Source organism: Betaproteobacteria bacterium (assembly GCA_016713305.1).
Taxonomy (GTDB): Bacteria; Pseudomonadota; Gammaproteobacteria; order Burkholderiales.
This window is the reverse complement of the sequence record JADJPK010000005.1, coordinates 609,763-636,157: the sequence shown is the minus strand read 5'-3', so window position 1 is coordinate 636,157 and position 26,395 is coordinate 609,763. Positions and strand designations below refer to the sequence as shown.

Sequence of the window (26,395 nt, the reverse complement as noted above, 5' to 3'; positions counted from 1 at the left end):
ATCGCCATGGAGGCCACCATGAACGAAACGAAAGCCGGCTATTCCGACAGTGAGGTCCGCGAAAGACTCGAACGGGACCTGCCTCGGTGGCAGTTCGACGACGGCTGCATCACCCGGAAGTACCGCACCGAAGGTTGGAAAGGCGCCTTGATGGTCGCCAACACCGTGGCCCACCTGGCGGAAGCGGCATGGCATCACCCCGATCTGGTGGTGACCTATGGCGGCGTGGAGGTACGGCTGCACAGTCACGACGCGAACGGAATCACGGCGCGGGATTTCGAACTTGCCCGCCGCATCGAGGACGTCGTTCACTGGCAACCCGCCCGGGAAAGCGGGGCACTCACGGGGACGCCGGTGGACGATCCGCGGTTCCGCTACATCGTCTACGACTGACGCACAAGCCGCCGGTTCTGTCCCTCCGCACCGCGGCACAAGTGGACAGCGATCGGAACCGGCGCGAAAGTGCGGCGGAAACGCATGCATCACGCCGCGTCAGAAGAACTGGCGCCGCAGCCCGCGCCGGTCGCTCGACACGTGGCCGGCAGATCCTCCGCGAGGTCAATGCCGCCGCTGGAAGAAGACGAGTCCTCGCCACAGGGTCAGCAGCCCCACGAGCGCGAAGCCGGTACCGTAGCCGAACCCGATTGATACGACGAACCAGATGACGAGGGGAGAGACGAACACGCCCAGATACGTGAGCGCAAACGATGCGCCGGTGACGGCTGCTTCGTACCCCTTGGGGGCAATGCGCGATACCTCGGAGATGTAGACGCCGTTCCACCCCACTGCAGTGGCTCCGAACACGAACGCCAGCCCCGACACGAGCGCCCAGGGCGTCCGTGCGTCGATCCAGCCGACCGAGAACGCGCAGAGGGACATGCCGATCCCCAGCATCCCCAGCAGCCTCCGGGGCCTGACGTAGTGGTCGGCGACGAAGCCCCAGAAGAGCCGGCCCAGCACCCCTCCGGCCATGGCCACGGACAGTGCAGCGCCTGCGGCCGCGACGCTCACCTTCGCGAGCTCGTGCAGGTAGACGACGAGATAGCTGCCCAGGCACATCTGCATCCCGGAGTACCCGAACGAAGCGAGCGCCAGGTCTCGCAACGGGCGCTGCGCCCACAGCATGCGCATGGGCTCCGCAAGGCGGAGATTCCACAACGGCGCGTCCTGCCGCCGCGCCTTGTCGATATCGGCACGGCCTTTCTGCACGATCGTGGCAAGTCCGATGCATCCGGCCGCGACGCACAATGCCGCGGCTCTCCAACCCGCGGCCGTCAGGACCATCGGGACCAGTGCGCCTGCCAATGCACCGCCGATGGGTACACCGGTCTGTTTGAGCGAAAACACGAAGGCTCGCCATCGTGCGGGAGTTCTGTCGCCCAGGATCGCCGACGACGACGGAGTCACCGGACCGTACCCCAGGCCGATGAGCACCGCACCCAACACGATGCCCGCGATGTGCCCCGTGACCAGCATCGCCGATCCTGCCGCGACCAGCAGCAGGGCGATCTGACTCACGCGCATGGGGCCCAGCCGCACGATGAACCCGCCGCTCAGGAGCGCCGCCGCGGCGGACGCAAGGTAGATGATGGAAGTGACCATGCCTACCGCGGAGGCATCGACGCCCATCTCCACACTCGCTGCGGGTGCGAGCACCGGCGGCGTGAATACGGCGCCGGAAGCAAGCACCTGGATCGCCAGCGTGAGGACGATCGGCAGCACGATGGCTTTCAGAAGGGGCTCCTGTCCCGGCACGGATAACCCGCTACACCAAGCCGAGGGGAAAACGGACGAACGGCTGCGGCAATCCCGGCCCGATGCGCTTACGGCGTTTCACTCTGCCGGCACCAGGCAGAAGAGCCGGAATCGGCACGGGCATGCACACGCATTGCGAACAGGTGCGCGCAATTCCAGCCACCGGCGAATCGCGCCGGAGAGCGACCAAGCCTTCCCGTTCACTCGCCCTTCGATTTCTCCAGGGCCTGGCCGATGTCCCAGAGAATGTCGTCGATGTCCTCGATGCCCACGGACAGCCGGATCATGTCGGGCGACACACCGGCCTTCAACTGCTCTTCCTCGGAAAGCTGGCGGTGCGTCGTGGACGCAGGATGGATCACCAGGGTCTTGGCGTCGCCGACGTTGGCGAGGTGCGAGAGGAACTGGCAGGCCTCGATGAATCGTTCGCCCGCCGCAACGCCCCCCTTGATGCCGAACGTCATGATCGAGCCGGTCCCCTTGGGGAGATACTTCTTCGCGAGAGCACGATAGGGACTCGACTCGAGCGATGGAAAGTTCACCCAGGAAACCTGCGGATGCGATTCGAGGAACTGCGCGACGCGGTTCGCATTGGCCACATGCCGGTCCATGCGCACGTGCAGCGTCTCCAGGCCCTGAAGCAGGAGGAAGGCGTTGATCGGAGAGAGGCATGGCCCCAGCGTGCGCAGCGTTTCCATCCGGCATTTCATGGTGAAGCCGAAGTCACCGAACGTTTCGTAGAAGCGGACACCGTGGTAGCCACGCGAAGGCTCGGTCATTCCGGGGAACTTGCCGTTGTCCCAGGGAAACTTGCCGGATTCGACGATGACGCCACCCATCGTGGTTCCGTGACCGCCCATGAACTTCGTGGCGGAGTGCACGACGATGTCGGCGCCGAAATCGATGGGCCGGCACAGATAGGGCGAAGCAAACGTGTTGTCGATGACCAGCGGAATGCCCGCCTCGTGGGCGATCCCGGCCACCGCCTCGATGTCCAGCACGTTGATGCCGGGATTGCCCATGGTTTCCGCGTACAGGGCCTTCGTCTTCGGGGTGATGGCCTTGCGGAAGTTCTCGGGGTCGTCGGGGTGCACGAACTTCGTGTCGATGCCCATGCGGCGGAAATTCACCTCGAACTGCGAATAGGTGCCGCCGTAGAGAGTGCTCGCCGACACCAGTTCATCGCCTGCCTCCAGCAGCGTGAGCAGCGCGGTCATCTGAGCGGCCTGGCCCGAGGACAGTGCGAGAGCCGCGCGTCCGTTCTCGAGCGCAGCGACGCGTTCCTCGAACACGGCGACGGTGGGATTCGACAGGCGCGAATAGACGTTTCCGAACGTCTGCAGGTTGAACAGGCTCGCCGCATGCTCGGGCGTGTCGAACACGTAGGACGTGGTCTGGTAGATGGGCACCGCGCGGGCACCTGTGGCGGGGTCCGGAATCTGTCCGGCGTGCAGGCAAAGCGTTCCGAAACCGAATTCGTGATCGGCCATGGAGAATCCTCGGTCTGTATCGATCGTGAAGCCAAGCGGGGATTGTAGCGGCGCCCCGCAGCCGGAAGGAGCCGTCAGTAGGGCAACCAGCGGGGCCGCTTGCTGGAGATCACCTTGGTGTTGACGCCGATCCAGTTCAACCCGCCGAACAGACGGGCATGTTCGATCTTCACGCAGCGGTCCATCACGACATCCTGTCCCGCTGCCAGCGCCTTGCGCCTGGCTTCGTCGTTGATCACGCCCAGCTGCATCCAAAGGACCTTGGCCCCGATCGCGATCGCATCATCGGCGATGGGGCCGATGTCCTCGCTGCGCCGGAAGCAGTCCACCATGTCCACGGGAACCGGAATGTCCCTGAGCGACGGATAGCATTTCTGTCCCAGAACCTCCGGATACGAGGGATTGACGGGTATCACCGTATACCCGTGATCGAGCATGTATTTCGCGGCGAAGTAGCTGGGGCGGTACCAGTTGGCGGACAGGCCCACCACGGCGATCGTCTTGCAGGTGCGCAGGATGCGCCGCAGAGTGTTGATGTCGGTATCGTCGGCCATGGTGAGCGGGTGTGGTTGATCGTGAAGCCGCGTTTGTATCAGATTTGGACCGACCGCAGGCAGTCACGAATCATCTGCCCGCCGACTTCACCGGCAGGTCCAGCACCCTTGCGCGTTCCGCTGCATCCGCTCGGGCGAGCCGCCTCGCTTCCTCGTAGAAGCGAGGCAGATCGCCACCCAATGTCTCGAACAGGCGCTCGAACGCCGGCACGGCATCGGCGTAGGTGGCCACGGACGCCACATGCGCATTGGTCAGGGGCTTTGCGAACCAGCGATCGTAGCCGGCGAAGCCGCCCCACTTCCGCTTGAGTTCCTGGTAACCGGCACGAGTTTGGTCGAACACCTTCGATTTCGCGCGCCGCATCTCGTCAGGAGGCGCCGAGCCCGCATAGACCCTGTCCAGTTCCGCGCGCGCGTCCAGGATGAGACGGATGAAGTCTTCCTTGCGACGGTCCATGGACTCGAATTCGATCCGCTCCTGTTCCGTGCCGTTGCGGTCGAGCCACCGCCGCACGCCGATCTGCTCGACGCACGTCGCGAACGACTCGTTGAAGGTGCTGTCCCCGGACACGTAGGCCACCTGGTGGGATGTACGTGTTCAGCACGGGGTCCGCGAACCAGCCCAGTGTCGAATATGCCGGCACGCCGTAGACGAACACGTCGTAACCCTCGGCCCGGATCTGTTCCCCCGCCCGATCGGCCGCCTCGGCGCTGAACCAGCCCTTGTAGCTCACGCAGCCTGCGAAGGGAAAGCACCATTGCCTGGGATGGGTGGAGAATTCGGGCGCCGCAACGACGTTCCAGACAACGAACGGCCGGTGAAGGTCCGCATAGGCCCGGTAGCTGGCATTGTCCGGCAGGCCCAGTTCGCGGCTCGCGAAGGCGCGGATGTCGCGCACTGCCTGCAGCCGGACGCGAAGCTCCGCCGGCGTCCCGGGATCGCCGACCCATTCCTCGATGGGCCGCGCCGCGCGCATCAGCTCCCATTGACCGGCTGCGGCCTGGTAGTAGTAGCCCACCGACGTACAGCCCGGCGACAGCGAAGCAAGCCCGACAAGCAGTGTCCTTCCGATCCAGCCCCGTGACCGCAGGCCGGCTGTGCGCCATGCAGACATGACCATATGGCGGGACGAGCATTCAGGCATCGGTGCACGCGTGTCGGTGGAAGTGGCCATCACGCAGGAAATGACAGATCTGGGTGGCGACGGTTCGCGAAACCAAGAGCCCCGAATGGGTCACGGGCAGTACGAGGTGGTCCGCCAGCAGTGGCGCACGAGTCTCGTCGACTGCCACGGTTCCATCGTGCGGCAACGGAAGGCGGGCGATGGCGCAGCCGAGGCCCAGGCCCGTGCCACCGGCGATCACGCCGATCTCGAGCCTCGGAACTCCGGTCAGAGCATCGCGATGCCACTGCAGGATCGACCTGCCGAGCATCGAACGCGTCCAGCGCCATCGGGCCATGGAGTCGACCGCACGGCTGCCGCCAATGGGGCTTCCCAGAAGCACGGCCCTGCCCGGCGGCAGCCGCGAGCCGGATCGAAGCATCGTGAGCAGCACGAGGCCGCCGAGGCTGTGTGCCACGAAGTGAAGACGGTCCCCCTGCTGTCCGGTCGCGAACCGTGCGAGAGCGCGAGCATTGGCATCCAGATCCACGCTGACGGTGGGATAGGAAAACACCTTCACGCGGTAGCCCGCGCGAAGCAGGCGGTGGCGCAGCAGGCTCATGCTCCAGCCGGAGAACCACAGCCCGTGGATGAGAACGACCGTTTCCACCTTCTCGCTGTCCGCGCGCAAAGATAGGCGATTCTAGGGAAGGTCCTATCGATGTGTGCGGTCTTGTGGCAGTCGAATACGGCGGCTCGCAAAGCGGGAGGCGACGAGACCGGACGTTTCCCGTTGCGGGCGAAGGCGGCGAACGCCGGGCGTCAGCGCGATCCCAGGGATGGGCGATGGGCCATGCACATGCCCCGTCGTTGCACCGTGACGGGACCCTCGCGGCCGATGCCCTGCCTCGAGGACCGCTTGCTACACTCCCGCAGATGCCCTTCGATCCCGCGACACTCGTCGCCGGGCCGGTCATCATGATCATCGCGTACGCGGTGTTCGGCATTTCCGGCTTCGGCTCGGCACTCGTTTCCATCCCCTTGCTCGCGCATTTCCTGCCGCTGAGGACGGTCGTTCCCGTCATCCTTCTGCTGGATTTTTCAGCGGCAATCTATGCGGGGTGGCATTTTCGCCGGGAGGTGGACATCAAGGAAGTTCGGTCCATGGTGGTGGGTATCGTCGCCGGCGCCCTGCTGGGGGTCGCCCTGCTTGCGTATGCACCGGGCGACCGGCTGCTCCTGCCCCTGGGCGTATTCGTGGTCCTGTACGCCACGTACAACCTGTTTCGTCACGACAGGCCGGTGGTGGTGTCGGCAAGGTGGTCCCAGGGAGCCGGCTTTCTGGGAGGGCTGTTCGGTGCCGTGTACGGGGTGGGCGGCCCGGTATATGCCACTTACTTCTCGGGCCGGATACGCGACCCGCTGCGGCTCAGGGCCAGCCTGTCGGTCGTCTTCTCGCTGAGCACGAGTCTTCGGATCGTGCTGTTCTTCCTGTCGGGGCTGCTGCTGGATTCGCGAATCTGGATGACCGCTCTGTTCCTGTTCCCTTGGACGCTGGCAGGCACCTGGATCGGCCGGCGAGTTCAGCCCCGCTTGCCGTCAGCGATCGCGGCACGCGCGGTCGGAGGGCTGCTGGTTCTCAGCGGCGCCTCCCTGATTGCCCGGGCCCTTCAGTAAAACACTGAGTTTGGCCGGATACGCGCTGATCGAGCACGGTCGGGCGTGACTTCCACCGCGAACTCGCGCTCCGCTCGAGAGTCCGCGACGTTCGCAGGACCCGCCGTCAGGCGCCGCGGCCGCTCGCCGGGCAGGTGTTCAGCCCGACGATCGAATATAGCGGACAGAAGCGGAACAGTCCGGTGAGCAGGGGAACGATCCCGATGAGTCCGACGTACTTCAGCGTGCCTTCGGCAACGAAGAACATGGCCAGGAGGGCAATCCCCACCACGATACGCAGCAATCGATCGATACCGCCGACGTTGGACTTCATCGTTCATCTCCTTGGATTGAGTTTCGACACGCGGAATGCGCGCTGAACCTGCCGATGCCGGTTCACCTGCCTTCACGCCTTGGAACATCGCGAATCACGGCATCAGTATCGATTCATCCCGGTCGGGGGTCTGTGACTCAGGTCACCTGCGGGGCGTGAACGGTGCGGCCGACGCCATTACACTGTCCATTCCATCCCTGCCAGAGACGACCATGAAACACATCAAGTGGACCGACATCCCCTACGAAACGGTCAACGACCACTTTCGCCGCAAGCTTGCCTACGACGGCAAGGTGATGATCGGATTGACCGAGGTCGAAAAGGGCTACGTGGTGCCCGAGCACAGCCACCCCAACGAGCAGGTGACGTGGGTGATGAGCGGAACGTGGCAGTTCCGGCTGGAGGGCCGAACGGTGAACGTGGGTCCGGGCGAGATGATCTTCATTCCGGCCGATGTCCCGCACACCGCGGAAGCCGTGGAAACGCTCGTGGCCTACGACATCTTCACCCCTGCCCGCGAGGACTGGCTCACGGGAAGCGACGACTATCTCAGACGCTGATCGACACGTCCCCCGTCGGGCGGGTCTTCGTCATGCAGGAGCCGCGATGCGGCGAAGTCCGCCCGCATCCACGATCTCGATGTTCTCCCGCGACAGCGAAACCAGCCCCTGCTCGGCGAAAGTCTTGAGCAGCCGGCTCACGATCTCCCGCACACTGCCAAGCTCGTCTGCCAGCGCCTGATGCGTCGTGTGCACCACCTTGCCCTTGCCCAGCAGGAGCGCCGCAAGCCGCTGATCGAGCCTCTGGAATGCGACCGCCTCCACGAGTTGCATGAGTTCCGCGATCCGCTCCGAGAAGAGGCTGAAGACGTAGTTGCGGAACGGCTCCTGATCGGAGATCAGGCGGCCGAACACGGGCTGAGGAAGGGCAACCGCCACGACGTCGGTTTCCGCCACCCCCCTGGCGTTGTACTGGACCTTGCCGAGAAGGCAGCTCGTGGTGAGGATGCAGCTTTCTCCGGGCACTACGCGATACAGCTGCAATTCGCGGCCGTTGGCGCCCACTTTCGATACCCGGATGGTGCCTTCCACCAGCATCGGAAACGCCTGGCATGGACTCTTGTCGTCGAACAGGACCGTGCCGGCCTTGACTTGAACGATGCTGCCTTCCTCCAGGAGACGGTCGAGCCGTTCCTCTGGAACGCTTTCCAGCGCCGGGTACAGCGTGCGCAATCGCTGCTTGATCGTGGTCCGGTCGAGTGTCGTCATGGCTCACAAGGCAAAGCGCAACGAGGCACCTGCAAAGCGTCCATCACGCCCGCAACGGCCGGAAGAACTCGCGAATTTCCGCAGCGAGAGCAGCGGGCTGTTCCATGGCGGCGAAGTGCCCCCCCTTGCCCATGACGGTCCATCGCTGGATATTGCGATACAGGCGCTCGGCAACGGAACGGGGCGGACGCAGAATCTCCCGGGGAAACTGGCAGTACCCTGTGGGAACCCTGACCCCATCTTCCGGAATGGGCCACGGTCCGTGCATGCGCGCATAGTATGGCCAGAAGGAGGAGCCGATGGCCCCGGTGAGCCAGTACAGAGTGATGTTCGCCAGCAGATGATCCTTCGAGAACACCGATTCCACGTCGCCGCCGCAGTCCGACCAGGACCGGAACTTCTCCACGATCCAGGCGGCCAGTCCGGCGGGCGAGTCGGTCAATGCAGCCGCGAGCGTTTGCGGACGCGTACCCTGGATCCACTGGTAGCCGGTGTTCTCCTTCAGGAAATGCTCCAGTTCCTGCACGAAAACCTGCTCCTCAGGAGTGGGCGACTGCATCATTCTGGGATCGCGCCGGACTGCCAGCAGGTTGAGGTGGATCCCGCACAGCAGGTCGGGATGGGCGTACCCGAGGCGAGACGTCACGAACGCTCCCCAGTCGCCCCCCTGGGCCGCAAATCGGCGGTACCCAAGGACTTCGGACATCAGCGCGGCAAAGCAGTCTGCGATGTCCTCCAGCGGGAACCGGCGCTGGCCCGGACTGAACGACAAACCATAGCCGGGCAGGGACGGCGCGACAACGGTGAAGGCATCAGCAGGATCGCCGCCGTGGGCCGCGGGATCCGTCAGCAGCGGGATGATGTCCAGGAACTCGAAGACGGAGCCCGGCCAGCCATGGGAAAGGAGCAGCGGACAGGGGTTCGGACCTTTGCCTGGAACGTGCAGAAAATGAACGTCGATGCCCGACAGAGGTACCTTGTACTGGGGAAACGCGTTCAGACGCGCTTCGGCGGATCGCCAGTCGAAACCCGTACGCCAGTAGTCGACGAGTTCGCGGAGGTACGAAACGGACGTGCCGTACGCCCACGGATCTCCGGGGGCCTGGTCGGGATAGCGGGTCAGTGCAAGTCTTGCACGCAGATCGGCAAGCGCCTCATCGGGGAAGCGGACCTGAAAGGGAGTGGGCGTCATCCAGGCAGCAAGCGGGTGTCGTGGGGTTACCCTCCCTGTGCTTTCATCCGCCCTCTCCGTCCAGCGTGCCGACCGAAGCCCGCCGCCTGCCTCAAGCGTCGTTCGCACCTCCGGACATCTTCTTGTTGAACCACACGGCGAACCAGCCGCCCATGACCAGCACGCCCACGATCACCACAAGGCTCATCAGTCCGTAGTCGGTCGACAGCAGATTCTGGAGCATGACCATCGCAGCGCCCTCCTCTTGTTGGAAAGTTCATGCTGCCACTGGCAGAACCGTATCCGTTGTCCTAGATCAAACTGCAATCACCCCCCCGAGAGGAGCGCCATGTTCATACGATTCGATTCCGATGCCGGCACGTTCATCATGCATGCCGAGCATGCCGAACCTCTCATCCGCATGATGGGACACAGCGGCGAGGTGCCTAGCGCACTGCTGGCGAAGGACGTGCCCGCCGCCCTGGATACGCTCCTGAAGGAACTTGCCCGCGCACCGAAGCCGCCCGCACCGGCGGCCGAAGACGACGAGGAGACGTCCGTCACCCTGGATCGCCGTGCGTATCCGCTCATCGAACTGCTGAAACTCGCCGCGAAGAAACGATGCGATGTGCTGTGGTCCGTCGAGCCGGCCGGCTCCATCCGGTCCTAGGGAAGGTCTGATCAATGGTCGCCGATCGCGTGGCAGTCGGACACGGGGCGATGGCAAGGCGGGAGGTGAAAGCGAGATTGGACATCTCGTCGAGCCGACCCACGCCGCCAGCGCCCGTTTCCGTCGCCACCCGAAGGGACGGGACCGGCTACCGGAGGAGTGTATGCGGGTCCGCGAAAACGAGCGCGTGCGGCCCCTAGGACTCGGGCGGCTCCGACCACAGGCGGCCCGCCGTTGCCCAGTCACACTTCCGGACGTCCTCGTAAACGATGTCCACGGCGTCGGGTGAGCACCCCAGAATGCGCTCCGCTTCCCGCGTCACCGCCTGCGCGAATGCGCGCTTCTGTTCTTCACTCCGGCCCTCGAAGAGCCGCACGTGTATGAATGGCATGGATCCTCCCACGATTCGACGCACCTGCTTGCAGGCGCCGGCCGGAGTGTAGCCCGGCGCGTGGGCCGGCGGGTGCTGCACGTCGCGAGGGAGGGGCCGCAAGGGCGGGCGAATTGCCCGCCCCGATACCCGCGTGGGCGGCAGAAGAGACCTGCGCGTGAAGGACGCGCCCTGTCCCTGGACTCCCGGCTGCCGGCAGCGAGGATTTCGATCGGTGTGTGCGGAAGACGCGACACCGGCTTCTCGGGCTTCGGGCGGCGGAGGTCCCGGAAGTCCTCGAGTTCCCACGGGCGCAGTGCGAGCAGCAGCGTGACGGAACGGCGTTCTCCGAGCGGCAGCCGCTTGTGATCTTCGTGAAGTTCTGCGAATTCGTTGGCGAGGCGCCGGAGCTTGGATGCGACGATGCCGACCATGTTCGTCGGCAGCATCGCGTTGATCAGCAGCATGGTTTCGTCGGACTTGTCGAAGTTGGCCCTGAAGTACTCGTTCTGCGCCTTGGCCTTGAAATACTGCTGGATCGGACCGTTCGGCAGCCACGTGAAGGCGTGGGTGACCCGAAGGCGGATGCGGTTTTCGGGGAGCAGTTCAAGGAACCGGATCCGCTCGAGATCGAGAAGCAGGCGGATGCAGTCCGCCTTGGTCAGATCGTAGAGTGCCGTGATCTCGTCGATCGAAAGATGATTGAGCGCGCACACCGCCACGAGCAGCAGCTTCCTGTCGCGCATGATCGCGCGTTCCTGTTCGAGCGTGAGCTGGGAGACCGCATCCTTGCCGCTGTCGGATTCACGGGCGAGTTCGACGAGGCTGGTGCCGGCGAGCAGGCACACCTGTTCGAACCGCTCGAGGGTGAAACCGCCCTTGGAGAAGAGCCGCTTCACGCTGGCTTCGCTCAGTTCCAGACTCTGGGCCACCTGCGCGTAGTTGATCCTCCGGGCGCGCAGCGCGCGCTTCAGTCCGTCGATGAGTGATGTGGTGTCTGCCATGGTCTCGCCGCGTCTCTTTTCGTTCTGATGTGGGGTAACCCACGCCGCGACCGAGCGTTCATCGCCATGCCACTCCCGGACGGCCCGGTGACGGGTCCACGGGATTCGCCGAGCATCCGGGGCTGAAGCGGACGACATCCGCCCATCTCCGGAGGAAATACCTTGCGATCCCGAAATCTGGAAGAGGCATACCGCCTGGCACTGCGTCAACGCTCGGAGGCGAGAACGCGGCTGGCCGCAGCTTGTGTTCCGTTTCTCGTCGACAGCACGTTCCGTGCACGACCGCCCGACGCACCCTGTGCCGGGGGAGAAGCCCCCCCGGAAATCATCGCAGAGGGTGGGAATCGCTGAATGAAAGTAAAGAAACTCGACAATGCCAGGGCCGGTTCGAATCCAGCCGGAACTGCCCGGCCGCGCGGCCGGTTCGTCACTCCGCTCGACCGTCGGCCCGGGCGCGTCACACCGTCCCTACAAGCCCCGTTCCGAGAACCGGGCACGAATGGCTTCGACCCGGCGCCGGTTGACTCCCAGGTCCGAGTGGCCAAGTCTCGACGCGGACCTCACGTGAACGACCTTGGTCTCGGGCGGGGCATAGAATTCCACATCGTCGACGAAGCCCAGCCAGGCAGTCTCGAACTCGGCGTAGAGATAGTCGTCGGATCGCGCGACGATGCGGGCACCCTTCATTCCCGCCACGATCTGGGCGATCGCTTCCATCGCATCGTGGCGGCTCGCCCTGTAACCGAACGGCTCGATGGCGTGAACGCCGCCCTTCACCTGGCTGTGGACGGCATTCGGCGTGGAGGGTGCCGGTTTGAGGCGTCCTCCTCTCACGCCAAGATCCGTGGGCCGTTTGCCGGCCAGCCATCCCATGATCGCGATGGCCTCAGCCTGCGGGGGACATTCCCTTCTGCACGCCCGGACGCGCAGCCATGGCGGTTCCCCAACGATGCAGGTTGGCAAAGCCCCCTGCCGCATCGATGAGCGGCTTGCGGGCCGCGTAGTTGGGATAGAGCGCGAGATCGGCGACGGAGATCTCTCCTGCGAGAAACTCCCTGCCCTCCAACTGCCGGTCGCAATCGCCGAAGAACGTGAGCAGGCGCTGCTTGAAATAGTCGGCATTGGCGGCGCTCTTCTCGGGCGCGGTGTTCTCCAGACGGAAGATGGTGCCGCTGGTTCCGGCCACGTCGCTCGCCAGTTGCAGCATCCACTGCATCGCCACCATCCTGCGCGCGCGTGCGGCAGGGAGAAAGCGACCGGCCCTCTCGGCGGCATAGAGAATGATCGCGCACGACTGAGTCAGAACGAACGGCTTTCCGTCCGGTCCGTCCGGATCGACGATGGCGGGGATCTGTCCGGCCGGGTTGATGGCCAGGTATTCGGCGGTACGCTGCTGTCCCTTCGTCAAGTCGACCCTGTGCAGCCGATACGCAAGACCGCATTCTTCCAGCGCCAAGGAAGCCCGTTGTCCATTCGCGGTCGGCGCAAAGTAAAGATCGATCACGTGCTTCCTCCGGTTGTGCGGAAAGAGGCAAGAGTACACGAGCCGACCACGGGACGCCCTGCCCCGCTTCCGCCGCCATTCGGGCCTCCCGGTCGTCGTGAGCCAAGTATCATTCGTCCGTCTCATCGCCCGCGGACATTCCCTTGCCCCCGACCACCCAGGCTCTCATCGGTCTGAACATCATCGGCTTTGCCCTGCAGCAGATGCTGGGCCCCTGGTTCATGACGATGTTCGCGTTGTGGCCTCCCATCTCGTCGGCGCCGGCCGGTGAGGTGCCATTCCAGATCTGGCAGCCTCTCACGTATGCCTTTCTCCACGGCAACCTGACCCATCTGCTGTTCAACATGCTGGGCTTCTGGATGCTGGGGAGGGACGTGGAGACGGCTTTCGGGTCCGCTCGCTACCTTCAGTACTACCTCGTCTGCGTCGTGACGGCAGCGATGGCCCAGATCATCGTCGTCGCGATCATGGATCAGCCGCCGTTTCCGACGGTGGGCGCCTCCGGCGGGGTGTTCGGACTGCTGCTCGCCTACGGCATGTTGTTTCCCCGTCGCAAGCTGCTGCTCCTGTTTCCGCCGATTCCGATGCAGGCACGCACATTCGTGACGCTGTACGGCCTGGTGGAGCTGGTGCTGGGGGTCACCGGAACCCAATCGGGTGTTGCCCATTTCGCCCACCTGGGCGGATTGGTCGGAGGATTCTTCCTCCTTCAGTACTGGCGTCGGCGTTGGCCGTTCGGATGAGGCCTGCGCCACGGTGGCAGCGCCCTGGGGGCGCTCGCGCGCCGGCCGCGGCAGCCCCCCACGAGACAGGCCGTGCCGGCGTTCGCGCCGTGGGGAGGATTCGCGGTTGATCGTCACAACCGAATGAGGCACTCATCTTGCCTGATGCCGTGGCTTTGCCACGGACCCGGACGAAGACCGCATCGTTCACGGTGACTTTCGGGTGGCCGGACCGCAAGGTACCGGCGCCCGCATGAGAGGCCCGGGGCTTTCGGTCAGACACCAGAACAATCGCGGCCCGACTCACGACGCATGCTGTTCAACTCGTTCGCATTCATCTTCGGCTATCTGCCGCTGACGGCGCTGGGCTTCTTTGTGCTCGGACGACGGTCACCCAGCCTTGCGGCGGCGTGGCTCGCGGTCGCATCCGTGGCTTTCTACGGAATCTGGGACTACCGGTACGTTCCCCTTCTGCTCCTGTCCATCCTGTTCAACTTCGGCGCAGGACACGCCATCGGAACCAGCGGTGCCGGCCGACGCAAGGTCCTTCTGACGTTCGCGGTGGTGGCGAACCTGGTGCTGCTGGGTTACTTCAAGTACGCGGGCTTCTTCGCCTCGAGCCTCGCACAGCTGGCAGGCCGGGAGCCGGTCTCGCTGGACATCGTCCTGCCCATCGGCATCTCGTTCTTCACCTTCACCCAGATCGCCTTTCTCGTGGACACGAGCCAGGGCAAGGTGCGCGAGTACCGGTTCACCCACTACCTGCTGTTCGTCACTTACTTCCCTCATCTCATCGCGGGACCGGTGCTGCATCACAAGGAGATGATGCCGCAGTTCGCGAACGTCGCGAACTACCGGCCACGTGCGGAAAATTTCGCGGTCGGTCTCACTGTCTTCACCATCGGCCTCGCCAAGAAGGTGCTGATCGCGGACAACGTGGCCCCGCTTGCCAATCCGGTCTTCGCCGCAGGCGCCCACCCACCTCTCGTGGAAGCCTGGATCGGCAGCGTCGCGTACGCCCTGCAGCTCTACTTCGATTTCTCCGGGTACTCCGATATGGCCATCGGCCTGTCCCGCCTCTTCGGCGTCCGGCTGCCCCTCAATTTCAACTCACCCTATCGATCGGACAACATCGTCGAATTCTGGCGCCGCTGGCACATGACGCTCTCGCGCTTCCTGCGCGACTACCTGTATATCCCGCTCGGAGGAAACCGGCGCGGCGGTCTCAGCCGGTACCGCAACCTCATGATCACCATGGTGCTGGGCGGCCTGTGGCACGGCGCGGGGTGGACGTTCGTGGTCTGGGGCGCGCTGCATGGCGCCTATCTCGTGGTGAATCACGGGTGGCAGTACGTGAGGCCCCTGCTGGGACTCGGCAGGTCCTTCGGAATTCCCGGCACCGTTCTCGCCCGTGCCGTCACGCTGCTGGCCGTTCTGGTTGCCTGGGTGTTCTTCCGGGCGCCCGACATGGCCACTGCGGTGGACGTACTGAAGGGCATGGCGGGCCTGAACGGCATCGGCCTTCCGGGTTGGGCTGCGCCGAAGCTGCAGTGGCTGGCTCAGAGCGGCCTGCACGTCCGGTTCGACGGCATACAGTGGATCGATTTCGGTTCTGTCGCTGTTCCCCTGCTCATGGTCGCGACCGGGATCGCTCTCTTCGCTCCGAATACTCAGCAGATCGTTCGGGACGCGGCACCCGACGAATTGCGTCCTTCTGCATCATCGCGCATCGATTGGCGACCCTCGCCGCTGTGGAGTGCAGCCGTCGGCATCACCCTGGTGGCGTGCGTCCTCAGCCTCAACAACGCCAGCGAATTCCTCTACTTCCAGTTCTGACCGCCATGGATGCAAGGAACTATCTTCGCTGGCTTGCGTGGTTCACCGTCCCGATTCTGCTGCTGGTGGGCTTGACGAACTACGTGATCGATCCCGAATCGAGCCACAGCCTGCCTGACGAGAACGGTCTGCTGCCAAGATCGACGCACCATTCGGGACACTCGAAGCTGCACTATCTCTATCACCGCAATCCCGAAGTCCTCTACTTCGGGTCATCACGCGTGGTGATCGGCATGCCGCCGGATCCTGCGCTGGTCCGCAACGAGAGCGTCTACAACGCGGCCCTGGCCGGAGCCACGTTCGGCGAGTTCGCGCGCATGGCTCAGCACGCGATGTCCACGGGCACTCCGAAGGTCCTCGTCATGGGGCTGGAGTTTCCACTCTTCCACGACGATGCGGGCGATTCCGGGCTGGATCCGGGTCTCATATCGGGCTCCCGTGCCGAGTACCGCGTACGCCGCATCTTCGCCGACGTGCGCGAAGCGCTGTCCCTCAGCCAGACACGGCACACCCTGCGGTCCGTGCAGGCCCATTTCGCCCATCAGGGCTACGATCCGGACGAACCGCCCGGCCAGCGCACCTCGCACCTGGGGCAGAGCACCGATCACTTCATCGAGCGGATCACGTTGGCGCGGGGCATGTTCGTGCACGCGTTCCAGATCAAGGTCGCGCTGGCCTTCCGGGCACCGCCGTCCGCGGCGAGGGTGAGCGCGGCCATGCGGCGCCTCGACGACGTCCTGAGACAGGCGTGTGAGAGAGGAATCGTCGTGAGGGTTTTCGTGAGTCCGGTGCATGCACTGGCTGAGGACGCCGTTCGTCTCAACGGCGAATGGCGCCGCCAGGAAATCTGGAAGGAGGATCTGGCCCGTTTCGCTTCGCGCTATGGGAAGACCTGCGACCTGAGGGTGGTCGACTTCTCCGGCTACAACAGCGTCACGACGGAACCGCTCGTCAATCTCTCGCCCAAGACGAGCCTCGAGCACTACTGGGAAGCGTCCCACTTCAAGTCCTCGGTCGGCGCCATGATCCTCGGGAAACTGCTGTGGGCGGACGCTCGAGGACCCGAGGATTTCGGGCGCGAACTCCGGGAAGACACCGTCGACGCCGTCAATGCCGCCATCCGCGCCGAGCAGGCCCGTTACCTCGCTCGGAATCCCCACGACGTGGAGACCGCCCGCCGCTGGGCGGCAGAGGGCGTTCCTCCGCGGAAGTAACCCCGGCTCGTGATGATCAACCGTGCTGGAAGGGGGTGCCCATGGGGCTTACGCGCATCCCCCGTGCGAGGCGCTGCCACGGAAGGTCTCCCGGGTCGGCCAGCATCGGCCCTGGCGCCTTGCACACCAGGATCCGTTCGGCGATCGGTGCGAAATCCGCGCGGAAATGCACCGAGCTCTTGTTCACCAGGATCGCTTCGCGTGTCGGCTCGATGCCGATGAAACGATACATCTCCTGATCCGCGAGTTGCGGCTTCTCGCACGACACGATCACCCGGACGCCGCCGATGCGCAGGCACGCGGAGGGGCCGATGTTCATGCGTGCTCCCCGGTAGAAAGGGCCGGTGCAGGTGAAGCGGCCGTCGGACAGCCTCTCGACCGCGAATCGCCCGAAGAATGGCGAGTCTCCGGGAATGCGCGACTTTCCTCCGAGACCGATTTCCATGACGGCGCCCTCTCCGGCCGCGTGCGCGGCGCGAGCGCATTCCGGATCGGCGATCAGGCCCAGGGAGGCCCGCTGCGCGTTGGCGGCCACGAGCGCGCGGAGCATTCCGGTCGTGTCCGAGTTTCCACCGGCACCCGGATTGTCCTGAGTGTCCGCGATGACGACGGGCCGCGACGCGTGCGAAGCAATGGCCATCGCCTGCCGCACGCCGTCTTCGGGAGAAAGGACGTCCACTTCGAAGAGCGGCTCGCGCTCGGCCACCTGCTGCAGCATGGCATCGGCCGCACGCGCGACCGCCTCGCCCTCATCGCCCCAGGCCAGCACCACCGGACCGCACTCCGGAAAATCCGCCGCGGGAAATCCCGACGCGAAGGAGACGCTGGTCACGTGCCGGTTCTCCAGACGGGGCAGGCTTGCGTACACCGAAGCCATGGGATCCATCATCGTGCATTGCGATCCCAGGGGAATCAGGAAAGGCACCCGGCGCGCTGCCACGACGGGACGGCGCTCCCCGTCCAGCCGGCGCTGCAGCAGCGCTGCTGCGCGTTCACCGGTCTCCGCCATGTCAACGTGCGGATAAGTCCTGTACGCGACCAGCGCATCCGCGTGGCGAAGCATCGCCGCCGTCACGTTCGCATGCAGGTCCAGACTTGCCACCAGAGGTACCCGATCTCCCACCACCGCCCGCACCCGCGACAGCAGTTCCCCCTCGCCGTCGTCGAGATGCTCCGTGACCATGGCTCCGTGCAGATCCAGATAGACACCATCCACGTGGCCGGCACGGCGCAGCGGTTCCACGATCAGGGAGACGATCCGCTCGAAGGCATCGCGCGTGACGTGCGCCGAGGGACTGGCCGCTGCCCACGCCGTGGGTACCAGCGCATGACCTGCCCTGCGCAGCGCCGCGACCGCCCCCGCGATGGGCAGATTGATACCTGCCGTCCCATCGAACACGTCGTCAGCCTGCAGCAGCGGCGGCCAACCGCCTCCCGCGCGAACGCATCGAAGTCCGCCTTGCTCGGAGCGAACGTGTTCGTCTCGTGCTGAAACCCTCCGACCGCGATGCGCATTCCGGCTCCGATGGCGTGGTGGAAACGCGCGCATTATCTCCTGCATGCGGCACGCCCTTGCCATTGACGCAACGGGCGGCCGTTTCTGCAAGAATCGCGGCCTCGCACGCGAGGCATCCCTCGTGCGTGCCCGTCTTTCAGCACTGAAAGAAGACCATCGAAACGAACAATGATGCGAAGCGCGCCTCTGCTGGCAGCCCTGTTGACTGCCGCCATGTCCCGTCCGTCCGCGGCCGACACTCCGTCCGACCTTCTCAAGCGGCTCGATCCCACCGACTTCCGGACGCGTTTCGAGACGCGCGTCGAGCACCAGGAAACCCAGGACGGCGGACACCGGGACCTTCTGGTCCCCGGCTCGATTACGCCGTGAGCAAGGCGTTCTCCGTGCGGATCGAGACTCCGGTGCTCCGTTACGATCCTGACACCCGGGCTGCATCCACGCAGCGGGGCTTCGGCGATCTTCTGGTGCGGGGCGCCTGGCGCGTCGCGAGGACGCCCGGGCTGGCGGTGGTCGCCGGGTCCGAGTTCATCTTCGATACCGCCACGGAGCCTGCGATCGGCTACGGCAAGCACGTGGCTGCACCCTTCGTGTTCGCCGCCTGGGACGTCCCCTCCTGGCAGTCCACGATATTCCCGGGCATCCAGCACTACGAGTCCGTCGGCGGACAGGCCGGTAGAGCGCATGTCAGCTACACCCAGGTGCGGCTGTTCATACTCACCCGCTGGCCCAACCGGTTCTACACCGGCATCGAAAATCAGTTCACGATCGACTACGAGCGAGGCAGCCGGGTGGGGTACACCATCGAGACCGAGCTGGGGCGTTTCCTCGACCGGCATTGGGCTGTCTGGATCCGTCCGGGTTTCGCCTTGCTCGGGGACCGCATTCCCTATGTCTACAACTGGAACATGGAACTGGGCCTGCGCTATCTGTTCGACTGACCCGCGCTGCAAGGGGCCTGTTGTCCAAAGGTCAGACGGCCGGATGCCGCCTGCTTCCCCACACCTGCCACAGGGCCACACGGCGGGGCCACCGCAGACCGAAACCACTGCCATCGCCCCTTCCCGCAGGAACATCCGAATGACTCACTCCGACGTGTGCAAGGCCGGACGCACGGAGTGCGCGTGACAGACGGGTCCCGACATCGGATTCGGGTCCGAGGGCATCGCATCGGGCTGCGTCGATGCGAACCCGGCCGGGCAGCGTGACAGGACCCGACGGCACGGTACCCAGCTCGTCCCACACGAGCGTGCCTCCCGGTTCGAGCAGTTGCACGAGTTCCTCCAGCGCGTCCCAAGGCCGTGCGAGCCGCGAGAGCAGGCAGCGCGCGTAGACGAACTGGAAGGACGCGCGCGGCAGGCCCGTGTCGTACGCCGATGCGGCGGCGAACCAGAGATTGTCGAGGCCGGCTTTGACGGCCGCATTCCGGCCTGCCTGCAGGCGCATTTCCTGATCGTCGACACCGACCACCATGCCGGATGCCCCCACTTCGGCCGCCAGGCGCAAGGTGGAAGCCCCCGTGCCGCATCCGATGTCCGCCACACGCATTCCTCGACCGAGTCCGTTACCTCGAAGCAGGCTCATCGTCCGGCCCGCGAGAACACGATCGGAGAGCGCACTGTCGTAAGGAACAGGATCGATGGCGGGCAGAGGAACGTCTTCACCGGCCGTGTCGAATGCACAGAATTTCATCGCAGCTCCACGTCGCTTGACGAACGCCCCGGACAATTCCGGTGCGAACTCGGAGATCCGGACCGGGCATCGCGGCACCGGCTTACGATCGTCCTGGAATGCAGTGTTCCGCCATGCGCCACGCGGAGCCATACCCGGATGCGCATATGCGTGCACGCAGCCGGACCCGCGCTTCACGACGTATCGGAAGCTCAAGTCGGCGGGAGTCGAACCGATAACACCGTGGTGACACGCCGGAATCTGCAGTGCCTCCGGCGAAGACCCTCTAGGAAACGCAGCGTGGACCGTCCCGATGGAAGCATGTTCGGAATCGCCAGGGCCAGCGACGTGCTGTTCAGGGCCGGGCAGGTGCTTGCGTCCGAGTGCGACGCGGCCCGCTCGCTGACGGGACTGGTGGACCTTGCTCGCGAACTGCTGGGCGCTTCGCGGGCGACGCTGATCGGCGGCGAGCCCGACGACCCCCGTGTTCTCGTGGCCGTGCCGGCTTGCCAGGACACGCACCCGACACCGGACATCCGGCGGCGTGCCGAACCTGCAACGCGGACAGAACACCACTCAGGCCCGCTTGCCGATTCCGGAACAGTGGATCGCGTCCCCGTTCAGGTCGGTGGCATCGTCGCGGGAACTCTGGTTCTCGAAAATGTCACCGAGCGAGCGGATGCCGAACCCGTCTACTCGGCATTGCGCGCGCTGGCTGCCCAGATCGGCATGCAGATGTGCCTGATGCGTCACGCAACCGGAACTCGATCCGCAACCGCCCTGTCGCCGGATCCGGATCGCAACGATCGCTTCCTCGTCGAGCTCATCGATACCATTCCGCAGATCATCGTCGTCAAGAACCTGGATGGCCGATGGGTGCTTGTGAACAAGGCGGCCTGCGAGTGGTACGGGAAACCCCGTGAAGCGCTGATCGGCCATACCGACCACGAGCTGCACAGTCCCGAGATGGCCTCCCGCTATGTCGAGGAAGACCGCCAGTGCATCGGCGCGCAGCATCCCACGACGTTCGACGATCAGCGTGCCGATACCTCGGGAAAGATCCACTGGTTCATCAAGACGAAATATCAGCTGACGTTGCCGGATGGCCATGCCTACCTCCTCACCCTGCTCACGGACATCACGGAGCGCAAGAGTGCCGAGGAGCGCGTTGCACGGCACGAGCAGTTCCTGGAAAGCCTGATCGATGCCGTGCCGCAACCCCTGTTCGTCAAGAACGAAGATCGTCGCTATACGCTGGTGAACGCGGCGTTCTGCGACGCGAACGGACTCGACCGCACCCGCGTGCTCGGTGCGCGGGACGAGGATTTTCTTGCCCATGACCGTGCAGCGAGGACGCGCAATCAGGACGAATCCGTTCTTGCCACCGCGAGCCCGGTGGTGGTCGAGGAATCGGAATCCATGGATGGCGATGCGGAGGTTCGTTGGACCCTCATGAGCAAGGCGCTGGTCCGCACCGCGCAATCCGAGCGCTTCGTCGTGGGAATCACCACGGACATCAGCGGACTCAAGCACGCGGAGCAGTCCGCGCACAAGCTCCTGAGAGAGCTGGAGGCGAGCCGCTTCTATCTCAGAACCATCATCAATGCGATGCCTCATCCCGTTTTCGTCAAGGACGCGGCTCTGAGGTGGGTCCTGGTCAACGACGCCTGCTGCCGGCTGCTCGGCAAGCCGCGGTCCGGCCTGATCGGCAGAACCGACAGGGAGATCCGGGGCGATGCCTACGGGGCGGAACGCGAGATCGAGGATCGGTGCGTCTTCGCCGGAGAACCGGGTCAGACTCACGTGTTCGCCGGCGAACTCGAGATTGCGGGACGCAGGAGGTGGTACCTGCGCAGCAAGTCGCTCGTGGAACTGAGCGACGGCACGCGCCTGCTGGTCGGTGTGACGACCGACGTGTCGGGCCTCAAGAATGCCGAGGATCGCCTGCAGGCCGCCCTGCAGGAGAAGGAGGTTCTCCTCAAGGAGATCTATCACCGGGTCAAGAACAATCTGCAGGTGGTGGCGAGCCTGCTGCAGATGCAGAGCCGGTCTCTGGCGGACCCTCGTTTCTCCGCCGCCATCGATGACAGCGTGCGGCGCGTCAGCTCCATGGCGCTGGTGCATGAGCAGCTCTACCGGTCGCGCGATCTGGCGCTCGTCGACTTCGGAGAGTACATGCACACGCTGGTGGAGCATCTGGCCCAGTCGTGGCACGCGCATGCTCGAGGCATCCGGATCATCGCCGACATCCTCGAGGCACCCTTGGGAATCGAGACAGCCATCCCCTGCGGCCTCATCGTGAACGAACTGGTCTCCAATGCCTTCAAGCACGCGTTCGAGGGACGGGCCGGAGGAACGGTGATGGTGCGCTTCCGGGCCGGAGCGGATGCGCGCTCGTGGGTGCTGACGGTCGGTGACGACGGCAATGGCATGGATGCCGCGCTCGACATGGCCCGCAGTGCGTCGCTCGGGCTCAAGCTCGTCGCCACGCTTACCGAACAGCTCTCCGGCGCCCTGGAGATCTCGCGCGAGCGCGGAACCGTTTTCACCATCACGTTTCTCGACGAGGACAAGTCCAAGTGAGCCGGGCACGCATCCTGGTGGTGGAAAACGAAGACGTCATCACGCTGGACATCGAGCACCATCTCACGAGTTTCGGATACGACGTCGTCGGCATCGCCAATTCCGGGGCTCGAGCCATCGAGAAGTGTTCGGAACTCCGGCCGGACCTGGTGCTGATGGACATCGTGATCAAGGGGCGGATGGACGGCATCCAGACGGCTGCGCAGATGCGGTCAAGGCAGGACGTTCCCGTGGTCTTTCTGACGGCCCACAGCGACCGGCTGACGGTGGAACGTGCCGGCGAAGCCGCGCCACACGGCTATCTCCTGAAACCCTTCCGTCCGGATGAGCTGCGTGCCGCCATCGAGGTGGCGCTGGTCAAGCACCGCATGGAGCGCAAGGTTCGCGAATCGCGGCAGTGGCTGGAGAAGACCCTGCATTGCATCGGCGACGGCGTGATCGCCACCGACCAAGGCGGGTGCATCCGGTTCATGAATCCGTCCGCCGAATCGACTCTGGGCCGATCGCGACATGACGTCATCGGGCTGACGTTGAAGGAGGTCTTCGCGCCCCGGGACGAACGCTCCGGCGCACTGCTCGCCGACCCGGTCGAAACCGCGCTGCGCACCCGTGAGGTCGCCACGCTGGAGCGCGACGCGATCGTCGTTCGGCCGGACGGGCGCACCGTCCCTGTGGACGACAGCGCAGCACCGATCCTCGATGACGATGGAAGCGTGATGGGAGCCGTCCTGGTCTTTCGCGACATCACGGACCGACGCAACGCGGACCAGGCTCTCAGGGAGAGCGAAGAGCGTTTCCACAGCGCCTTCGAGCATGCGGCCATCGGCATGGCGCTCGTCTCTCTGCAGGGCCAGTTCCTCCAGGTGAACGAATCCGCCAGCCGCATTCTCGGGCATTCGCGTGAGCAGCTGCTCCAGGGCAATCTGCTCGCGGCAGGCCATCCGGAAGATGCGTCGGGTCTGCGGGAAGACATGCACCTCATCTGGAACGGGCGCATGCCGACTGTCCAGGTGGAACAACGCTTCCCCGGCCGCGACGGCGCCATGGTCTGGACCCAGCTGAGCGTCTCGCCGGTGCGGGACGCCCATGCCAGACCGTTGTATTTCATCGTCCAGATCCAGGACATCACCGCCCGCAAGAACGCGGAGGCACAGCTTGCTCATCTGGCCAACCACGATCCGCTGACCGGCCTGCCCAATCGCAATGCGCTCTCCGAACTGCTTGCGAACGCCATCTCCTCGTCGGAACGGCACCGTCATCGCCTGGCCGTGGTCTTTCTCGACCTGGACGGTTTCAAGCTCGTCAACGACACCCTGGGCCACGATGCGGGCGATCATCTGCTTCGGGTGATCTCCGAACGCCTGCGGTCGCAGTTGCGGGGCAGCGACCTCGTCGCCCGCCTCGGGGGCGATGAGTTCGTGCTGGTGCTGCCGGAGATCAGCCACGCGGAGGATGCAGGCAGGGTGGTGCAGAAGTGCATACGCACCATCGCTGCCCCGTCGATCACGACGGTCATGAACTGAGCGTGAGTGCGAGCGCCGGCATCAGCGTGTATCCGGAAGATGGTGCGAACGTGCAGGCGTTGCTCGTGAATGCCGACAACGCCATGTACCGCGCCAAGGAGCTCGGCAAGAACACCTATCAGTACTACAGGCCGGAGATGACCACGCGTGCCGTGGAGCGCCTCACGCTGGAGCGCGATCTGCGCCGTGCGTTGGGCGCGGGAGAGTTCGAACTGCATTATCAGCCGATCGTCGAACGAGGCCGCTTCGTCGCCATGGAGGCCTTGCTGCGCTGGCGGACTGCCACAGGCCGCCTGGCGGAGCCGGGCGATTTCGTGTCGACGGCGGAGGAATCGGGATTGATCGTTCCGATCGGCGAATGGGTTCTGCGCACCGCCTGCGGACAGGCGAAGCAGTGGCGGGACACGAGCGCACCCGAACTGCGCATCGCGGTCAATCTCTCCGCGAAGCAGTTCCAGGCGCCGGATTTCCTCGCCATGACCCGGTCGATCCTGGACGAGACAGGGCTTCCGCCGGCAGCGCTGGATCTGGAGATCACGGAATCGTCCATCCTGCGGGACGTCGATCATGCGGCGGACACCCTCCGGCAGCTCGGGGCGCTGGGCGTGCGCGTATGGATCGACGACTTCGGCACGGGCTATTCCAGCCTCAACTACCTGCGCAGGTTGCCGCTCCACGGATTGAAGATCGACCGCTCCTTCGTCGCGGGTGCGCCCGGCAACGGAGACGATGCGGCGATCGTGCGCGCAATCATCGCCCTGGCGCACAGCATGCGCCTCAACGTGGTCGGCGAAGGCGTCGAAACCGAGAGCCAGTCCGAGTTCTTGCTTTCGCACGGCTGCGAAACGATGCAGGGGTACCTGTTCAGCCGGCCCCTGCCGATGAGCCGGGTGGGCGATGCTCTGGAGAACAGTAGCCACGTGCTCGCTGCGTGAGCGCCGGACACGTCGACGGCGTGCCGCATCTCATGCCGAGCGGCCGCCCTCGGCAACGGCTCCTTTCAGCGTCACCCTGAAGATGGACCCTCCCCCGGGACGAGGCAGGCACTGCGCTTCGCCGCCATGGAGCCGCGCGATCTGCCGGACCAGCGCGAGTCCCAGTCCCACACCCTCGCCCGACTCCACCGTGCCGGCCGCGCGGTAGAAGGGTTCGAAGATTCTGTCCCGCTCCGCCTCGGCAATGCCGGGGCCCCGGTCCGCTACCTCGATACACGCCCCTTGCGGCGGCCATTCGCCCACGCTGACGTCCGGAACCCGTCCGGGCGCATAGCGCTTGGCGTTCTCGATCAGATTGCGAACCAGCCTTCCGATCGCGCGGCGATCGCCCCTCACGGCAATCGGAACGCCCTTCGCCTGCAACCCATGGGCGGCAGCCTCCTCCGCGACGACGGCCAGCAGATCGAGCGCCTCCGCGTCCGGCACTGCTCCGCGGGCTTCGATTCGGCCGGATTCCAGCAGATCGCCCACGAGATGGTCCAGTTCCGCGATGTCGCGTGCGATGCGCTCGAACAACTCGTCGCGCGGCTGCGTGCGAAGCAGTTCGATGGCCATGCGCATGCGTGAGAGCGGGCTGCGCAACTCGTGAGAAACGTTGGCGAGCAGTGAGCGCTGCGACTGGACGAGACGCTCGATGCGCTCCGCCGTATCGTTGAAACTGCTCGCCAGCCTGGCCACCTCGTCCCGACCCTCCACAGCGACGCGGGTCGACATGTCTCCCTGGCCGAGCGCCTCGACACGGGTGCGCAGCACCTCCAGCCGCCGTGTGAGCCGGCGCACGACGAAGTACGCGCCGGCCGCAGTGGTGACGAGAAGCAACAGCAGCGGCAACAGCAGTCGGTGAGGATGCGGGCGGTGGGGCCCCTGGACGAACACGGTCCGGCCGTCGTCGAGCTTGAGCGCGAAGACGGGGCCATGCCGCTGTCGATGAACGACCCCGCTCGACCGCACGCCTCCTTCGGGCCACGGCAGCGCTTCCCCCTTGACCGCGATGACGCGCCCCTCGGCCGAACGCACCGTCACGTCGCCACGCATGTGCTTGCCGATCCGATCGAGACGGGCCTGCTGCTCCGAATCGGGCGTGAGGGCAGGGCCGAGCGCCTCGGCAACCAGGGCAGACACGCCCTCCGCGAATCTCGGCGCATCCTCTTCGTTCGGCAGCATCCACCAGGCTACCGCCACCAGAGCCGCGAAGAGTGCGAGGATGCCCAGGAGGGCGAGCCAGATCTGCAGATAGAGTCGCGACATGGTTCAGCGGTGTCCGTGGAGCGGTATCACTTCGGTTCGGTCGCAGGTCGCAGGATCCCGGGACAGGACAGATCCAGGTGTGCCGATCCCGCGGCAGTCGGAAACGGGCGATGGCAAGGCCGAAGCCAAAGGCGACATGGAAGCCCCGTTCGTACGACTGGCACGTCTGGTCGCACCGTCTCGCGGATCACCGCCCGCGTCTCGGTCCGGG

General features: G+C 65.1%; 26 protein-coding genes and 2 pseudogenes. 12 read left to right on the top strand and 16 right to left on the bottom strand.

What is annotated here, in order from left to right:
• Window positions 1-18: 18 nt before the first annotated feature.
• A complete protein-coding gene (locus IPK20_07830) occupies window positions 19-393 on the top strand; it encodes a 4a-hydroxytetrahydrobiopterin dehydratase (GenBank protein MBK8016636.1) in 375 nt (124 codons plus the stop codon).
• 165 nt (window positions 394-558) lie between these two features.
• On the opposite strand, the gene IPK20_07825 is transcribed toward IPK20_07830, so the two are convergent.
• From IPK20_07825 to IPK20_07805, 5 genes and pseudogenes are all read right to left on the bottom strand, one after another.
• A complete protein-coding gene (locus IPK20_07825) occupies window positions 559-1,722 on the bottom strand; it encodes an MFS transporter (protein ID MBK8016635.1) in 1,164 nt (387 codons plus the stop codon).
• A gap of 233 nt (window positions 1,723-1,955) precedes the next feature.
• Window positions 1,956-3,245, bottom strand: a complete 1,290-nt coding sequence (locus IPK20_07820; protein MBK8016634.1) for an O-acetylhomoserine aminocarboxypropyltransferase/cysteine synthase — start codon at window positions 3,243-3,245, stop codon at window positions 1,956-1,958.
• 74 nt (window positions 3,246-3,319) lie between these two features.
• Window positions 3,320-3,799, bottom strand: coding sequence for a CoA-binding protein (locus IPK20_07815; protein MBK8016633.1), 480 nt, complete (start codon window positions 3,797-3,799; stop codon window positions 3,320-3,322).
• A 70-nt stretch (window positions 3,800-3,869) separates the two neighbouring features.
• Window positions 3,870-4,914, bottom strand: a pseudogene (locus IPK20_07810) (aminopeptidase).
• Between the two features lie 22 nt (window positions 4,915-4,936).
• Window positions 4,937-5,572: an alpha/beta hydrolase gene (locus IPK20_07805; protein ID MBK8016632.1), complete on the bottom strand. Its 636-nt coding sequence runs from the start codon at window positions 5,570-5,572 to the stop codon at window positions 4,937-4,939.
• Window positions 5,573-5,838: 266 nt separating this feature from the next.
• Here IPK20_07805 and IPK20_07800 point away from each other — a divergent pair, with 266 nt between their 5' ends.
• Entirely contained in the window at window positions 5,839-6,579 is a 741-nt protein-coding gene (locus tag IPK20_07800; protein MBK8016631.1) for a sulfite exporter TauE/SafE family protein, read from the top strand.
• 106 nt (window positions 6,580-6,685) lie between these two features.
• Here the strand turns inward: IPK20_07800 and IPK20_07795 are convergent, their stop codons facing one another.
• A complete protein-coding gene (locus IPK20_07795) occupies window positions 6,686-6,892 on the bottom strand; it encodes a DUF2892 domain-containing protein (protein ID MBK8016630.1) in 207 nt (68 codons plus the stop codon).
• Between the two features lie 212 nt (window positions 6,893-7,104).
• Here IPK20_07795 and IPK20_07790 point away from each other — a divergent pair, with 212 nt between their 5' ends.
• Window positions 7,105-7,452: a cupin domain-containing protein gene (locus IPK20_07790; GenBank protein MBK8016629.1), complete on the top strand. Its 348-nt coding sequence runs from the start codon at window positions 7,105-7,107 to the stop codon at window positions 7,450-7,452.
• 30 nt (window positions 7,453-7,482) lie between these two features.
• Here the strand turns inward: IPK20_07790 and IPK20_07785 are convergent, their stop codons facing one another.
• From IPK20_07785 to IPK20_07775, 3 genes are all read right to left on the bottom strand, one after another.
• On the bottom strand, window positions 7,483-8,160 hold the full coding sequence (locus tag IPK20_07785; GenBank protein ID MBK8016628.1) for a Crp/Fnr family transcriptional regulator: 678 nt from the start codon (window positions 8,158-8,160) through the stop codon (window positions 7,483-7,485).
• 43 nt (window positions 8,161-8,203) lie between these two features.
• The gene (locus tag IPK20_07780; protein ID MBK8016627.1) at window positions 8,204-9,352 is read right to left on the bottom strand and encodes an epoxide hydrolase; all 1,149 of its coding nucleotides are present in this window, start codon (window positions 9,350-9,352) and stop codon (window positions 8,204-8,206) included.
• 91 nt (window positions 9,353-9,443) lie between these two features.
• Window positions 9,444-9,581 (bottom strand): DUF3149 domain-containing protein, encoded by a 138-nt coding sequence (locus tag IPK20_07775; GenBank protein MBK8016626.1) that lies wholly within the window; start codon window positions 9,579-9,581, stop codon window positions 9,444-9,446.
• A 99-nt stretch (window positions 9,582-9,680) separates the two neighbouring features.
• On the opposite strand from IPK20_07775, the gene IPK20_07770 reads away from it, so the two are divergent.
• Window positions 9,681-10,001 carry a DUF1840 domain-containing protein gene (locus tag IPK20_07770; protein ID MBK8016625.1) on the top strand — a complete coding sequence of 107 codons (321 nt, stop codon included), beginning with the start codon at window positions 9,681-9,683 and terminating at the stop codon, window positions 9,999-10,001.
• Window positions 10,002-10,197: 196 nt separating this feature from the next.
• Here the strand turns inward: IPK20_07770 and IPK20_07765 are convergent, their stop codons facing one another.
• The 4 genes from IPK20_07765 to IPK20_07750 all read right to left on the bottom strand — a co-directional run bounded on the left by IPK20_07765 (window position 10,198) and on the right by IPK20_07750 (window position 12,879).
• Window positions 10,198-10,392: a 4-oxalocrotonate tautomerase gene (locus IPK20_07765; protein ID MBK8016624.1), complete on the bottom strand. Its 195-nt coding sequence runs from the start codon at window positions 10,390-10,392 to the stop codon at window positions 10,198-10,200.
• Window positions 10,320-11,375 carry an XRE family transcriptional regulator gene (locus IPK20_07760; GenBank protein MBK8016623.1) on the bottom strand — a complete coding sequence of 352 codons (1,056 nt, stop codon included), beginning with the start codon at window positions 11,373-11,375 and terminating at the stop codon, window positions 10,320-10,322. The genes IPK20_07765 and IPK20_07760 overlap by 73 nt, the downstream gene beginning before the upstream one ends.
• Before the next feature lie 468 nt (window positions 11,376-11,843).
• Window positions 11,844-12,248 carry a DUF1499 domain-containing protein gene (locus IPK20_07755; protein ID MBK8016622.1) on the bottom strand — a complete coding sequence of 135 codons (405 nt, stop codon included), beginning with the start codon at window positions 12,246-12,248 and terminating at the stop codon, window positions 11,844-11,846.
• A 13-nt stretch (window positions 12,249-12,261) separates the two neighbouring features.
• Window positions 12,262-12,879, bottom strand: coding sequence for a glutathione S-transferase N-terminal domain-containing protein (locus IPK20_07750; protein MBK8016621.1), 618 nt, complete (start codon window positions 12,877-12,879; stop codon window positions 12,262-12,264).
• Between the two features lie 203 nt (window positions 12,880-13,082).
• Between IPK20_07750 and IPK20_07745 the strand changes: the two genes are divergently transcribed.
• From IPK20_07745 to IPK20_07735, 3 genes are all read left to right on the top strand, one after another.
• Entirely contained in the window at window positions 13,083-13,622 is a 540-nt protein-coding gene (locus tag IPK20_07745) for a rhomboid family intramembrane serine protease (protein MBK8016620.1), read from the top strand.
• A 291-nt stretch (window positions 13,623-13,913) separates the two neighbouring features.
• A complete protein-coding gene (locus IPK20_07740; protein ID MBK8016619.1) occupies window positions 13,914-15,437 on the top strand; it encodes an MBOAT family protein in 1,524 nt (507 codons plus the stop codon).
• 5 nt (window positions 15,438-15,442) lie between these two features.
• Window positions 15,443-16,651 (top strand): hypothetical protein, encoded by a 1,209-nt coding sequence (locus IPK20_07735; protein MBK8016618.1) that lies wholly within the window; start codon window positions 15,443-15,445, stop codon window positions 16,649-16,651.
• 16 nt (window positions 16,652-16,667) lie between these two features.
• Here the strand turns inward: IPK20_07735 and IPK20_07730 are convergent.
• Window positions 16,668-18,166 (bottom strand): annotated as a pseudogene (locus tag IPK20_07730) (M81 family metallopeptidase).
• 214 nt (window positions 18,167-18,380) lie between these two features.
• On the opposite strand from IPK20_07730, the gene IPK20_07725 reads away from it, so the two are divergent.
• Window positions 18,381-18,536 (top strand): hypothetical protein, encoded by a 156-nt coding sequence (locus IPK20_07725; GenBank protein MBK8016617.1) that lies wholly within the window; start codon window positions 18,381-18,383, stop codon window positions 18,534-18,536.
• Window positions 18,533-19,105 (top strand): hypothetical protein, encoded by a 573-nt coding sequence (locus IPK20_07720; GenBank protein ID MBK8016616.1) that lies wholly within the window; start codon window positions 18,533-18,535, stop codon window positions 19,103-19,105. Before IPK20_07725 ends, IPK20_07720 begins: the two co-directional genes overlap by 4 nt.
• A 31-nt stretch (window positions 19,106-19,136) precedes the next feature.
• On the opposite strand, the gene IPK20_07715 is transcribed toward IPK20_07720, so the two are convergent.
• On the bottom strand, window positions 19,137-19,856 hold the full coding sequence (locus IPK20_07715) for a class I SAM-dependent methyltransferase (protein MBK8016615.1): 720 nt from the start codon (window positions 19,854-19,856) through the stop codon (window positions 19,137-19,139).
• A 279-nt stretch (window positions 19,857-20,135) separates the two neighbouring features.
• On the opposite strand from IPK20_07715, the gene IPK20_07710 reads away from it, so the two are divergent.
• Genes IPK20_07710 through IPK20_07700 form a run of 3 tightly spaced genes read left to right on the top strand, consistent with a single transcriptional unit; the run spans window position 20,136 to window position 24,876 of the window.
• Window positions 20,136-22,418: a PAS domain-containing protein gene (locus tag IPK20_07710; GenBank protein MBK8016614.1), complete on the top strand. Its 2,283-nt coding sequence runs from the start codon at window positions 20,136-20,138 to the stop codon at window positions 22,416-22,418.
• Window positions 22,415-23,941, top strand: a complete 1,527-nt coding sequence (locus IPK20_07705; protein MBK8016613.1) for a PAS domain S-box protein — start codon at window positions 22,415-22,417, stop codon at window positions 23,939-23,941. The genes IPK20_07710 and IPK20_07705 overlap by 4 nt, the downstream gene beginning before the upstream one ends.
• Window positions 23,893-24,876 (top strand): EAL domain-containing protein, encoded by a 984-nt coding sequence (locus tag IPK20_07700; protein ID MBK8016612.1) that lies wholly within the window; start codon window positions 23,893-23,895, stop codon window positions 24,874-24,876. The genes IPK20_07705 and IPK20_07700 overlap by 49 nt, the downstream gene beginning before the upstream one ends.
• 30 nt (window positions 24,877-24,906) lie before the next feature.
• On the opposite strand, the gene IPK20_07695 is transcribed toward IPK20_07700, so the two are convergent.
• Window positions 24,907-26,184, bottom strand: coding sequence for a HAMP domain-containing histidine kinase (locus IPK20_07695; protein MBK8016611.1), 1,278 nt, complete (start codon window positions 26,182-26,184; stop codon window positions 24,907-24,909).
• Window positions 26,185-26,395: the final 211 nt, after the last annotated feature.